General features: G+C 25.8%; 14 protein-coding genes and 2 riboswitches. Of the genes, 1 reads left to right on the top strand and 13 read right to left on the bottom strand.

The features are described from left to right. Positions 1–127: 127 nt before the first annotated feature. Positions 128–300: riboswitch (cobalamin riboswitch) on the bottom strand. 102 nt (positions 301–402) lie between these two features. The 11 genes from Q0V09_RS00865 to Q0V09_RS00815 all read right to left on the bottom strand — a co-directional run bounded on the left by Q0V09_RS00865 (position 403) and on the right by Q0V09_RS00815 (position 9,886). Beyond that, positions 403–771: a hypothetical protein gene (locus Q0V09_RS00865; protein WP_297404235.1), complete on the bottom strand. Its 369-nt coding sequence runs from the start codon at positions 769–771 to the stop codon at positions 403–405. 91 nt (positions 772–862) lie between these two features. Then, positions 863–1,459, bottom strand: coding sequence for a class I SAM-dependent methyltransferase (locus Q0V09_RS00860; protein WP_297404237.1), 597 nt, complete (start codon positions 1,457–1,459; stop codon positions 863–865). A gap of 10 nt (positions 1,460–1,469) precedes the next feature. After that, the gene (locus tag Q0V09_RS00855; RefSeq protein WP_297486749.1) at positions 1,470–2,321 is read right to left on the bottom strand and encodes an ABC transporter substrate-binding protein; all 852 of its coding nucleotides are present in this window, start codon (positions 2,319–2,321) and stop codon (positions 1,470–1,472) included. Then, positions 2,314–3,099 carry an ABC transporter ATP-binding protein gene (locus Q0V09_RS00850; protein WP_297404241.1) on the bottom strand — a complete coding sequence of 262 codons (786 nt, stop codon included), beginning with the start codon at positions 3,097–3,099 and terminating at the stop codon, positions 2,314–2,316. The genes Q0V09_RS00855 and Q0V09_RS00850 overlap by 8 nt, the downstream gene beginning before the upstream one ends. Next, entirely contained in the window at positions 3,099–4,085 is a 987-nt protein-coding gene (locus Q0V09_RS00845) for an iron ABC transporter permease (protein ID WP_297404329.1), read from the bottom strand. The genes Q0V09_RS00850 and Q0V09_RS00845 overlap by 1 nt, the downstream gene beginning before the upstream one ends. Positions 4,086–4,201: 116 nt before the next feature. Next, positions 4,202–5,260: a M23 family metallopeptidase gene (locus Q0V09_RS00840; protein WP_297486746.1), complete on the bottom strand. Its 1,059-nt coding sequence runs from the start codon at positions 5,258–5,260 to the stop codon at positions 4,202–4,204. A 133-nt stretch (positions 5,261–5,393) separates the two neighbouring features. After that, positions 5,394–6,143, bottom strand: coding sequence for an ABC transporter ATP-binding protein (locus tag Q0V09_RS00835; protein WP_297404246.1), 750 nt, complete (start codon positions 6,141–6,143; stop codon positions 5,394–5,396). 1 nt (position 6,144) lies between these two features. Further along, on the bottom strand, positions 6,145–7,182 hold the full coding sequence (locus tag Q0V09_RS00830) for an iron ABC transporter permease (RefSeq protein WP_297404248.1): 1,038 nt from the start codon (positions 7,180–7,182) through the stop codon (positions 6,145–6,147). An 11-nt stretch (positions 7,183–7,193) separates the two neighbouring features. Continuing rightward, positions 7,194–8,048, bottom strand: a complete 855-nt coding sequence (locus Q0V09_RS00825; protein ID WP_297404250.1) for an ABC transporter substrate-binding protein — start codon at positions 8,046–8,048, stop codon at positions 7,194–7,196. A gap of 50 nt (positions 8,049–8,098) precedes the next feature. Then, the gene (locus Q0V09_RS00820) at positions 8,099–8,941 is read right to left on the bottom strand and encodes a sirohydrochlorin cobaltochelatase (protein WP_297404252.1); all 843 of its coding nucleotides are present in this window, start codon (positions 8,939–8,941) and stop codon (positions 8,099–8,101) included. Between the two features lie 18 nt (positions 8,942–8,959). Beyond that, positions 8,960–9,886: a sirohydrochlorin cobaltochelatase gene (locus Q0V09_RS00815; RefSeq protein ID WP_297404254.1), complete on the bottom strand. Its 927-nt coding sequence runs from the start codon at positions 9,884–9,886 to the stop codon at positions 8,960–8,962. Between the two features lie 75 nt (positions 9,887–9,961). After that, positions 9,962–10,136, bottom strand: a riboswitch (cobalamin riboswitch). 153 nt (positions 10,137–10,289) lie between these two features. Here Q0V09_RS00815 and Q0V09_RS00810 point away from each other — a divergent pair. Further along, a complete protein-coding gene (locus Q0V09_RS00810; RefSeq protein WP_297404256.1) occupies positions 10,290–12,005 on the top strand; it encodes an ABC transporter ATP-binding protein in 1,716 nt (571 codons plus the stop codon). 18 nt (positions 12,006–12,023) lie between these two features. Here Q0V09_RS00810 and Q0V09_RS00805 read toward each other — a convergent pair whose 3' ends face one another. Together Q0V09_RS00805 and Q0V09_RS00800 are read right to left on the bottom strand one after the other, a co-directional pair. Continuing rightward, positions 12,024–12,371 (bottom strand): hypothetical protein, encoded by a 348-nt coding sequence (locus Q0V09_RS00805; protein ID WP_297404257.1) that lies wholly within the window; start codon positions 12,369–12,371, stop codon positions 12,024–12,026. Between the two features lie 105 nt (positions 12,372–12,476). Beyond that, positions 12,477–13,820: a CoA-disulfide reductase gene (locus tag Q0V09_RS00800; protein ID WP_297486744.1), complete on the bottom strand. Its 1,344-nt coding sequence runs from the start codon at positions 13,818–13,820 to the stop codon at positions 12,477–12,479. Positions 13,821–13,837 lie beyond the last annotated feature (17 nt).

The raw sequence follows: 13,837 nt of genomic DNA, 5'->3' as shown, positions 1-13,837 counted from the left end.
TTGTTTCAAAGTTTTCTGTTGTGATTACACTTTCTTGCAATTTAACAGCTTTTCCCTCTGCACTTAAAGTCAATGCACATGTTAAAAATGATAATAATAATAAATTTTTATTCACTTTTTCCTCCCTCGAGATTAAATGTCTAAAAGTATCCTGACTAACTTCATCCTACTCCTATCCCTTCCCAACTTTTTAGTCAGTGGTTTATATAGTTTCGTCAATTTTACAGTGGCGGGGCCGTAAAGGAATTTAACCTTATTTCCATATTAAACATTTTTATATTCTTCAATAAAACATATTGTATCATTTTTAACTAAATTATGTAAGGTTTTAAATACTTTATTCTCATATATTTTTTCAATAAAAAAGTGAGAATACATATTGTACTCTCACTTTATTTCTTATTAATTATTTTTATTATCTTCTATTTGTTGGTCAAATTTATATTTTATTCTCATTCTCTCAGTTCTCATTTTAGCTTGAACTACTGCTTTTTCTTTATTTATTTTTTCAATCTCACTAAAATTAGGAGTATCTTTTGCCATCTCTTTCATTAACTTTACTTTTATTTCTTGTAATTCAATCTGCCATTGATCAAATTTTGGATTATCTTTTATTGCTTTTCTTATTTTCTGTTGTTCTACTGAATTTTCTGAACATCTATTATGAGAGTTCATTCTCATTCTATTTCCTCTCATCTGATTCTCGCCTTTAGCTAATGTTACTGTTCCTAAACCTAATGCCATCATTGATACTAATAATATTTTTTTCATATTTTATTACCTCCTAGTTTTACTTTTATTTCTAAAAATATATTAACAAACTATTGTGGCTAAAATATGTCCTAAATCATTTAATTTAATTTTATTTTTTTACAATTATTAATCTTAAAACATCTTTCATCATTAAATTTTTAACTTTAATCTCTTTAAAACCAATTCTTCTAATTGTTTTTTCTGTTTCTCTTAATAATGATGTTCCTAAAATGTTTATAGTTAAAAAATTAAGTATCCATAGAAAAAAATTAATAAAAGAATTTTTACTTTTCATATGCTCTAAAAAAATAGCAGAACCTCCAGGTTTTAATACTCTATATATTTCCTCTAAGCCTTTTTGTGGGTTTGGTACAGTACAAAAGACACATGTAGATAATACTGAATCAAAGGAGTTATTTGGAAACTGTATATTTTCAATATTCATTTCAACTAAAGTTATATTTTTCAAATTTAACTTTTCTATCTTTTTTTCTGCTAAATTTAACATCTCTTTTGAAAAATCTAATCCAATAACCTCTATTTCCTTAGGATAATATTTTAAATTAGCTCCACTCCCAATTCCCACTTCTAAAACTTTTCCTTTCAGATGAGAAACTGCTTCTTTTTTAAATTTTCCAATTGGCATTTTATTTTCAATATAATCATAAAATTTTGCCCATTTATTATAACCATTTTTTGGCTTCATAGACACCTCTTTATTTTAATTTTTTATATACCTTTTCTATTTCATCAAATACTCTATGAGAACCTCTAAGTAATATATTTGAATCTATTTTATATATTTTATTATTTTTAAATGCCTTTGTTTCCTCTATTAAAGGAATGGCTTTTTTAACATCGTCAATATTTTTTACTCCCCTTGTACCTATTATTATATCTGGATTTTCACTTAATACATATTCAGATGAAATAATAGATTTTTTTCCAAAGGATGGTGTTATTACATTCAAACCCAAAAGTTCAAGAATTTCTACTGGTAAAGAATCCTTTGAAAAGGAAGAGGGAGGATTTGTTGAATATAAAATTAAGGCTTTTCCTTTTAATTTTTCTTTGTTTTTTAAACTATTCAATTGTTTTTCTAATTCATTTGCAACTTTCAATGATTCTTTTTTCTTATTTGTTAATCGTCCTAAAACTTCAATATTCCCAATTATATTTTCTAAAGATTTATTTGAGTAAATTAAAGATGGAACACCTATTTTTTTTAACTCATCAACTTTATTTCCCATAACATTAAAAATAACTAAGTCTGGATTAAAAGATAATATCTTCTCTACAGAAGGTTTTGATATTGGACCTGCCAAAGGCAAATCTTTTGTTTTTTCCTCTGGCCATATTGAATTTCTATGATTTCCAATTGCAACTATTTCATCTTGAGACTTTAATTTATAAAGTATTTCAACAACTCCATAATTATATACAACTATTTTTTTATATTCCTTTAACTTTATACTATTTCCATAATCATCATAAACTTTACTATCTTTTATTTCCAAAGAAAAAACTGCTCCACACATTGTTAAGAATATTAATAAAATTTTAATCATCGTTACTCCTTTTAGGCAATATATATTTAGTATTGGCATTTTCTATAATTTCTGGAGAATATCCATAAATATCTTCTAATATATCTTTTTTTATAATATCTTTAGGTTTTCCTATATATGTTATTTTTCCATCTTTCATAAAGCAAATTTTATCACAAAATAAAGAAGCTAAATTAATGTCATGTATTACAATAATCCCTATAAGATCACTTTCTTTTATCTTAAAAATTAATCTCTCTAAAAAATCTAGAGCATGATTTATATCTAAGGCTGAAGTAGGTTCATCTAAAAATATTATTTCTCCCTCTTGAATAAAAGCTTTTCCTAAAAGTATTCTTTGAAATTCACCTCCACTTAAATTAACTACCTTTCTCGATAGGTAATTCTCTAAATTTAAATCCTTTATAACTTGATTTACAATATTATTATCATTTACATCCAATCCTTTAAAAGGATTTTTAATATGAGGGATCCTTCCTAATCTTAAAAATTCTAGCACATTAAACTCTATATTTTGATTTGTACTTTGTGTTATAAATGCTATTTTTTTTGATAACTCTCCCAATGAAATATCTTTTAAATTTTTCTCATCTATTAAAACTTTTCCAGAATCCATTTTGTAAAATCCCATAATAGTTTTTAATAATGTTGATTTTCCACAACCATTTGAACCTAATATTCCAACTAATTCACCTGAATCCAATGATAAATTTACACCTTTTAAAATCTTATTTTTTCCATATGAATATTCAAGATTTTCCACTTTTAAACTCTTCATTAACAATCTCTCCTTTTTTTAAAAGCTAAATATAAAAAGAAAGGAGCTCCAAAAATTGCTGTAATTACTCCTATTGGTATTTCCATAGTACTAACGATTCCTCTTGAAAGAGTATCACATAATAATAGAAAAATTCCTCCATAAAACATTGAAAGTGGAATTAATTTTATATTGCTTACTCCAAAAATACTTCTTACAATATGAGGAATAATTAAACCTACAAAACCTATCATTCCACTAAAAGCTACAGAAAATCCAATCATAAATGTAGAAACTACTAAGACACTATATTTAAAAAATTTAACATCTATTCCTAGTGTATATGCTTCCTCTTCAGATAATAAAATAGCATCTAATTTATATCTATTTTTATAAAAATAAACCAATGAAAACAGTAATGGAATTAATAAAATTATTATCTCTTTCCATGTTCCACCACCTAAATAACCCATTGTCCAAAGAACAATTCTAAAACTATCTTCACCTATTAAATACATTGAAAGAGAAATAAAAGCTCTCAACAAAGCAGATATTGATATTCCAACAACTAATAATGTTGAAAGGTTAAGAGTTCCTTTTTTATTATTAGATAACTTAAATATTATAAAAGATGTTATAAAAGAAAATATTGATCCTAATATCCCATAATACTCTTCAGGTAAATTTAAAAAATATGCAATTACTGCTCCAAAAGTTCCACTCGCTGATATTCCTATTATATATGGATCTGCCATAGGATTTTTAAAAAGTGTTTGAGTTACAGCTCCACTACTTCCTAATAGCATTCCTACAATAAGTGCCATTATTATTCTTGGTAATCTTAAGTTCCAAATAATTTTATTTTCCATTATATTTGAAGTTGATCCTAAAAATAAAATTTTCAAACTATTTAAAATAGAAATTTTATAATTCCCCACTACTAAAGCAAGAAAAAAAAGACCTATTAAAAATAAAAATGATACTACTAATACTCTCCGTTTATCTATTTTCATTTTTCTCCCCATTTATCTATTTGTTTTATAAATTAATTATACGTTTCCAAAATATTAGTGTCAAATTTATTTCCATAAAAAAAAACTCCCTAAAAAGGAGTTTTATTTTTTTATGACATTTTTAAAAATTCCAATGGATTTAATATTTTTCCATTTTTTCTAATTTCAAAGTGCAAATGAGGTCCTGTTACTCTTCCTGTTGCACCACTTAATCCAATAATCTGATTTTGAGTAATTTTTTGTCCTCTTCTTACACTAATTCTACTTAAGTGTGCATATCTAGTTTCATACCCACCTGGATGCTTTATTATTATTACATTACCATACCCTCTTGCTCTACCTGCATAAGTTACTACACCTGTTTTAGCTGACATTACCTTCGTTCCTACTTTAGCTCTTAAATCTAAGGCTCCATGCTGCAATACTCTTTTTAATACTGGATGACTTCTTCTTCCATATCCACTTGTCACATGCATTGCTAATAATGGATTGGCAAATCCAGCAACCATTGGTCTTACTGCATATTCATTTTTTGTCCCTTTTAAATATCTCGATACTTTTGGTTCTCTTAAAAATATTTTTGCTCCAATTAATAAGGTATCCATTCCATTATCTTCTTTTAATATTTTTTCACTAACATCAAATTTTAAAGCTAACTTTGAAAAAGTATCACCTTTTTTTATAGTATAAAAAATTCCATCTTCTGTTGGTATTTTAATTTTTTTTCCAATTTGTAATATTTTTAAGTTTTGATCTAAATTATTTGCATATATGTAATCGCTTTTTATTTTATATTCTTTTGATAAATCATAAATTGTATCGCCTTTTTTTATAACATATTCAAAATTTTCTAATGTTACTTTTTCAGCTAGTTCAACATTTTCAGCTTCTTTTTCAGAATTTTCTTGATTCTCCCATTCTAATCCTAAATCTTTTTCTATTTTTTCAGAATCTTTCTCTTCAACTAACCCATCATTTTCTTTTATTTTCTCAGTAGCTTCAGTTTTTTCTTCCTTCACAACTTGTTTTTCAATATTCTCTTCTTTTATATTTTGAGGTGTTGTTATTTTTACAATTTCTTTTGTTTCTACCTTATTAATATTCTTATTATATAAAATATTTCCCGCCAATATTCCTACTATTATTAATAATTTCACACTTTTTTTCATAGCTCTCCATTTTTTATTTGACTTTATTGAAAATAAATACTTATTAAATTTTACCATATTTTTCTATTTTCAGTCTAGTTTTATTTTTTTATAATACAAAAAAAACTAATAAAATCAATACCATTTACTATATTTATAAAAAAATAACAAGTGGCTTTTTAGTTGTGGGATGAGGAAGTATATCCACATCTATTTCAAAAATTTTTTTTATTTTTTTCTTTGTTATTACCTCTTCTGGAGATCCTTCACAAATTATTTTTCCATCCTTCATTGCAAAAATATAATCACAATAACTACTAGCAATATTAACATCATGAATTACAGCAACTACAGTTTTATTTAAACTTTTAATCAAATTCATAATTTGATACTGATATCTCATATCAAGATGATTTGTAGGTTCATCTAAAATTAAAATGTTACTCTCCTGTGCAAGCGATCTTGCAATAAATACTCTTTGCATCTCTCCACCCGAAAGAGTTAAAAAACTTTGATGTTTTTTTTCTAATAATCCTACTTTTTCCAATGCTTTATCAATCTCTTTTTCTTCATCTTTTTTATAAAATAATGAACTTTTAGTATATCTTCCCATCTCTACAATCTCTTTAACTGTAAAATCAAAAATTATTTTTTGATTTTGACTAAGTACTGATATTTTTTGCGCTAATTCTTTTATTGAATATTTCTTTAAATCTTTTCCCTCTAAAAAAATTTTATCATCTTCTGGAGAGTATGATTTATATATATTTTTTAAAAGGGTGCTCTTTCCACACCCATTTTCTCCTATAATTCCTACAAATTTATGTTTTTTTATTTCTATATCTATATCTTTTAAAATATCTTTATTATCTATATTAAATGATAATTTTTTTACCTTAATCATTTTATCCTCCAAACCTATAACTGTTTTTTCTCAACATACTCATAAAAAATGGTGCACCAATTATAGAGGTTATTACACCGATTGGAATCTCTTGATTTTTAAATAAATATCTTGTTAAAGTATCCATTGTTAATAGAAAAAGACCACCTAATAAAACTGATGTTATTATCAATTTTTTATGATTACTTCCAACTAACCCTCTTGAAATATGCGGTATTACAAGTCCTACAAAACCTATTACTCCTGTTACTGACACTATTACTCCTGTTAAAAATGTCGATAATAATACTATTAATATCCTTAATTTTTTAACATCAACACCTAAACTTTCTGCAACATCATCTCCAGACATTAATATATTTAATTCTCTATATTTATAATAAGTTATTAATATTCCTAGTAACAGAACTATAAATATAGGAAATATTTGACTCCATCTTGCACCTGCTAAACTTCCTGAAATCCAAAACATTGCACCTCTTAAATCATTTTCATTTTTAGCTGTTGTTACTAAAAAAGTAGTAATTCCTGAAAATAAAGAAGATATTGCAACTCCTACTAAAACCAACTTAGTACTTGAAAATGAACCTCTCCCTGATAAATAAAAAACTAAAAAGGCTGTTAAAGTTCCAAATATAAATGCTCCTACACCTGGAGAAAATTTAAATCCAAATACACCACCTAAGACAATTGATAAAACTGCCCCTGTACTAGCTCCTGAAGAGATTCCTAAAATATAAGGACTAGCTAAAGAGTTTTTAGTTAATGCTTGCATTAAAATTCCAACTAACGATAGTCCAGCTCCACATAAAATCCCTAAAATCATTCTTGGAGCTCTTAAATTCCATACTATCATCTCTGTACTTTTTTTCCATTCTATTTGAAATATATTCTTTTCAAACACTCTATTTATTACAATTTTCCAAATATGAAGGGGTGATAAATCAACACTTCCTACTGTTATTCCCATTGTTCCAATAAAAATTAACAATAGACTACTTACTATCATTAACTTTTTAAAGCTTTTTTTTTCTTTCATCTATTCTCCTCTTATTTATTAAATCCCTCGGCCATTAATTTAACTGCATAAGGAACTCTTACTCCTGCAGATAAATAACTTAAAGGAACTACTATAAATTTATTTTCTTTTACTGCTGAAATTTCTGAAATAGGAGAGTTTTCTTTTAAAAATTTGATTTTATCTTTATAATTAACTTTTCCATAATCTACTACTACTATATAATCAGGATTTTCATCTAATACCCTTTCCCAAGTTCCTGTTCCAAAAGAAAAAGATGTATTTTTAAATATATTTTCTCCACCTGCCATTTCAATTAGCGTATTCCCAATACCTCCTCCTCCAACTACAAAAGGAGCTGTTTCTTGACTGTCATATGCAAATACTTTTACAGGTTTCTCTGATTTTTTTATTTTTATTTTTGCTATTTCACTTTTCATATTTTTCACAACATTTTCAGCATTTTTTTCCACATTAAATTTTTCACCTAAAGTTAATATATCTTTATAAATATCATCTATTTTACTGCTATTTTGTGATTTTGTAAAATACACTTCTACTCCGTTCTCTTTTAATTCTTCTGGTGTTCCTAGATTTTTCTCTGTAGCTATTGATTTCCATCCAATTAAAAAATTTGGATTTATTGAATAAAATTGCTCTTTTGTTGGAGCTCTCTCTGATAATACTGGTATTTTATCATATTGCTTTTTTAAACTTGGTAATATTTTATCGTCTAAAAAAGAAGTTCCTATCATTTGATCTTCTGCTCCAATTGATAGAAGTATCTCTGTTGTAAACTGCGCTGTAGATACTGCTCTTAATTTGGTTTTTTCTTTTCCTAATATTAATGTACATATACATATAAATAAAAATATTATTCTTTTCATTTAATTTCTCCCTTTAAAAAAAAATTGGAGAGAAAAATCTCTCCATAAAATTAATGATTACTCTCTTTCCCTTTTTCATAATCTTTTTTCTTTTTAAGAATATCTTCTGGTGCAAATTCAAAAATAGATTTTATATTCTTCAAATATATATCTTGAATTTTTGAGATCTCCCCTAAACCTCTTAAATCTAAATTAATTTCAAATCCATTTGCTTCTAACTCCTCTTTCCAATCTTCTGCAATATCATTTTTTGCATGATCTCCAGCTACAAACATTAAAGGCATTAATTTCACTTTATTTATTCTATCTTTTTTCAATAAATCTATAACATTTTCAATAGTTGGATATCCTTCTACTGTTCCTATATAAAACTTTTTACCCAAAGCTTTTGCTACATAATCTAGCATTGGATAAGCTGATGTTGCTGAATGTTCTGTTCCATGACCTACAAATACTACCCCTTCATCATCAGATAAATCTCCTATCTCTTGTGATAAAGCCTCTACTACCATTTTATAATTCTCTGGAGTACTTAATAATGGATTTCCTACTCTAATTTCATTAAAACTACTCAGGTGTATTTCAACCTCTCTTTTTAATGCTTCCATCTCTGTTCCATTTATTATATAAGTTGGCTGAATCAAAATATTTTTATATCCATCTTCTTTTAGTTTTTTTAACATTTGTGATGTATTTAAGTTTTCTATTCCTCTTTTTAATAAAATCCTATTTATTATTCTTGAAGTATAAACTTGAAACAAATCAATTTCTTCATATTTTTCTTTTATTTTTTTGTTTATTTCATCTATTGTTTTTAATTTTGTATCTTCATGTGTTGTTCCAAAATGAGCAATTAATATTGCTTTTTTTTCTTTTAATTTATTAAAATTCATTGTTACTCCTCAACTTTATTAATGAGAGTGTCCCTCTTCTCCCTTTGTATATCCTCTTTTTTTAGCAAGAATATCTATTTCTTTATGTTTTTCCAAAAACTTTGCATCGTTTATGAATTTATTTTGAATTTCTGGCATCTCTCCCAAAGGTAATAACTTCACATTTACCTTATATCCTGCTTTTTCTAACATATCTTTCCAATCTCCAGCTATATCATTCTTAGCATGATCTCCAGCTACAAACATCATTGGCATTAGAACCACTTCTTTAATTTTATCTTTTTTTAACTGTCTATTAACTGTGTCAAATGTTGGATACCCTTCTACTGTTCCCACATACATTGGCTCATTCATATCTTTAGCCATATAATCAAACATAGCATATGCTGAATTTCCTGAATCATAACTTCCATGTCCTACCAAAACTATTCCTTCATTTTTTTTCAATTTACCTATATTTTTCTTGATTATTTTAATTGTATCTTCATAATCATGAGGATTATTTAATAAAACTTCTCCAACCCTTAATTCTTTAAAGTCTTTTGAAAATTCTTGTGCTTCTTTTTTTATTGCATCCATTTCAACTCCATCAATAACATTAGTTGATTGAATTATTATATTCTCATATCCTTGTTTTTTTAAAGCTTTTAACATCTCTGTTGTATTCATTTTATTAATATTTTCTTTATCATGTAGCTTTTTATTTATTATTCTTGATGTATAAACTTCAAAAACATCAGCATTCCCTTTAAAAGCTTTCGCCGCTTTTTGATTAATTACATCTATAGTCTTAGCTCTTGTGTCATCATGAGTAGTTCCAAAATGTGCCATAATTACAGCACTTTTCCCACCGTTATAAAATTCAGAATCAACATATGATTCAGCTCCATGTGCAAAAGATAAAACTGTTGTTAAACAAAATAATGAAACAAATAATTTCTTCATGTAAAACCCTCCCAAATAAATTAAGTTAAATTTGAGAGAAGAGTTTATTAAATGTTGAATACTCTTCTCTGTCCGCGCAGATATACTAATTATGGCAGGTATCCTGACTTAGATTCATCCTACTAATAGCCCTTCCCAAAATATTACTTTCAGTGGTTTTTCTATTTTCGTCATCATTACAGTGGCGGGACCGTTTAAGCTTATACTTAATTCCCTTTTAATCAAAAGAACCATAATTTTATACTTTATACTATCACCTGTGCGTACAAATTTCAATCGTTTTATTAAAAATAATAACAAAAAGTTTTATAATAAATACAATATATATTTATCACCATTGACTTTTTGTAAATATTTTTTGTATGATTAATATTATAATTTAAAACAATAAAAGGAGTTATTTATGAATAAACAATCATTTTCCAAACTATATTTCTACTTAAAAAAAGAAAAAAAATATCTTTTTCTTTTCTTAATTATAAGGCTATTAATGACATCAATTGATATTTATTCTCCACTTCTTATAAAATCTCTTATTGATAAAGCTTTACCTTTTAAAAATATAACATTATTATTTCACTATTCTATTATTTTAATAATATTATATATCTTTCGTTTGATTTTTGCTATTAATTCTCAAGTTAATGGAAAATTAATGGGTAGCAAAATAAAACAAAATATGAGAGTTGATCTAACAAAAAAAATATTAAAACAACCTCATAATTTTTTCAAAACTAATAATAGCGGCGACTTAATCTCTAGGGTGATAAGTGATTTAGATAGTATATCTACTCTTTGCCATAGAGGATTAGAAGATTTTATTTTTTCATTTATTACTATTTTTTCATCTATTTTTATTATGTTTGACTTTAGCTATAAATTAACTATTATCTCTTTGATTCCTTTACCACTTATTTTAATTTTTGTTTATCGTGAAAATTTAAAAATGAAAAAAGGATATAGAACTATTAGAAAAAATAATGGACTTTTAACTAGTTCTTTACACGATATTTTAAAAACAATATTTTTTTTAAAAGATAATCACCTTGAAAATAGTGCTTTAAATGATTTTTCCAAAACTAATATTACTTTATTTCAAAGTGAAAAATCCAATATGCTTCCCTCTAGCCTACTTGTTTCTTCTGTAACTTTTTATTCAAATATTACTCAACTTGTTATAATTTTAGCCGGTGGCTATCTTTATATAAAAGATAGTCTTACTATGGGTGTAATTCTTTCTTTTCTTTTATTAGTCGATAGATTCCGATTAAGAATAATGAGAATGGTAGGACTTATTGATATTTATCAAAAAGGTGTTTCGGGACTACATCGTTTTACTGAAATTTTAGATATTCCTGATTTACCTGATGGAAATATAGAGATTAACTCTGATATTAAAAATATAGAATTTAAAAATATCTCGTTTTCTTTTAACGATACTTTAATTCTTAAAGATTTTAATTTAAAAATAAAACAAGGTGAAAAAATAGCAATTGTTGGAAAAAGTGGTATTGGAAAAAGTACTACTGCAAATTTATTAAAAAAAAGTATAATTCCCCTTAAAGGAGAAATTTTAATTAATAATATTCCACTAAATTCAATTAAAACTGAAAGTTATTTAAATAAACTTGGTATTGTTGATCAAGGAGAATATATTTTAAATAAAAGTATTATTGATAATATTAAATTAGTTAAAGAAAATGCCACAGAAAAAGATTTATATTTTGCTTTTGAAAAATCATATTTAAATGAAATTATTAATATATTTAAAGAGAAAGAAAATACTCTAATCGGAGAAAAGGGAGTCTTTTTAAGTTCAGGTCAAAAACAAAAAATTGCCATGGCTAGACTATTCTTAAAAAATCCTGATATTATATTATTGGATGAAGCAACTAATGCCCTGGATATTATTAATGAAACCTCAATATTAAACAATATAAAAGAAGTTTATAAAAATAAAACAATTATTGCAATTACTCATCGTTTAAGTATATTAAAGGATTTTGATAAAATATATGTTTTTGATAAAAATAACATTATTGAAGAGGGTACTTTTTCACAACTAATTGAAAAGAAAGAATATTTTTATAATTTATATAATGGGATTAGAGAGGATTAATAAACTTTAATCTTCTCTTTATATTGAATTTTTTATAATTATATCAACTAACTCTTTAAGCTTTAATTGAACAATTAATAATTTTTTATTCGAATCTTTATCTTTTATATATTTTTTTAAATTTATTTCTGAAGATATTCTATATGCACAAAACAGCTCTAATTCTTTTTGTAATCTTATATTCTCCTTAATTAAAGATACTATTATTTTATCTATTTCTAAAAAATTTTCAGCTATTAAATCTCTTTTAGATAAAATATCTTTATATTTTTTTAGTTCTTCAATATTAATAGCGAAATCTTTTTTTAATCTCTTTTCTTTATTTTTTTCTATAAAATATCCTAATATTTTTTTTAATGTAGTCATTATAGCCTTCCTTTTACTATTTATTTACACAAATAAGAATACTAATTTTACAATAAATTTGCAATAAAAAAGCAGAATTAAATTTTTTAATTCTGCTCATTTTATTTATTTAGCTACATTTCCTGCAACATTCATTGCATCCCAAGTTCTTGCAAAAGGTGGAGCATAACAAAAATCCATCATTCCTAATTGATCAACTGTTAATTTAGCAAATATTGCTGTAGCTAAAGAATCCACTCTTAGAACAGCACCTTTTTTCCCAACTATTTGTCCTCCTAAAAGAACTCTTGAATCTGTATTATATATTAATTTAATAAATATATCTTCTCTTCCTGGGTAATAATTTGTTTGATTTTTATCTTTTATAAATACAGTTTTATAATTTATCCCCATATTTTTTGCTTCATTTTCTGTTATTCCTGTTCTTCCTGCTTCTAAATCAATTACTTTAACTGCCGCTGATCCCAAAGTACCCTGAAACTCTGTATCCATTCCTACTAAATTTTCACCAACAATTCTTCCTAATTTATTTGCAGTTGTAGCTAAAGGTATATATACGTTTTCATCTCTAACCAAATGATGAACTGTTGCACAATCTCCAGCTGAATAAATTGAATCAATACTTGTTCTTCCTTTATTATCTATAATAAGAGCTCCATTCTTCAGCATTTCAATACCAGTCTCTTTTAAAAATAAAGTATTAGGTCTTATTCCTGTTGATATTATAACTAAGTCAGCTCTATATTCACCTTTATTAGTCTTAACTCCAACTACTCTACCATTTTCTTCAATAATACTTTGAACTAATTCTTCAACATGAAGATCTATTCCTTCGTATGAATTTATTTCTTCTTCCATTATATCTGTAATCTCTTTATCAAAGCTTTCTAATAAAACCCTATCTCCAAGTTGAATTATTCTAACACTATCTTTTCCCAGGTGTTTAGCTGCTTCTGCTACTTCTAAACCAATATATCCCGCACCTACAATCACAATATTTTGATTCTCTTCTCTAATCATTTCTTTTTTTAATTCAATTCCATCTTGAAAATCTTTTAAAGTAAATACTCCCTTAGCATTTACATTTTCTATTGGAGGAATTATTGCATGTGCTCCTGTTGCTATAACTAACTTATCATAAGTATCAATAAACTCTTCATTGGTTAATATTTTTTTTACTGTTACCTCTTTCTTTGTAACATCTATTCCTACTACTTCATGCTTTATTTTTACATTTATTCCAGCTTCTATAAATTTTTCCACTGGTCTTGCTATCATATTTTTTGAATCTTCAAAAAAATTCCCTACATAATAAGGAAGTCCACATGCTCCCCATGAAACAATATCCGTTTTCTCATATATAACTATCTCTGCTGTTTTATCTAATCTTGATGCTTTAGCTGCTGCTGACATTCCAGCTGCTACTCCACCTATAATTATAACTTTCATATTCCCTCCTAAATTTA

Origin of the sequence: uncultured Cetobacterium sp. (assembly GCF_947039425.1) — a bacterium.
Lineage (GTDB): Bacteria > Fusobacteriota > Fusobacteriia > Fusobacteriales > Fusobacteriaceae > Cetobacterium_A.
This window is presented reverse-complemented; position numbering and strand designations above follow the sequence as displayed.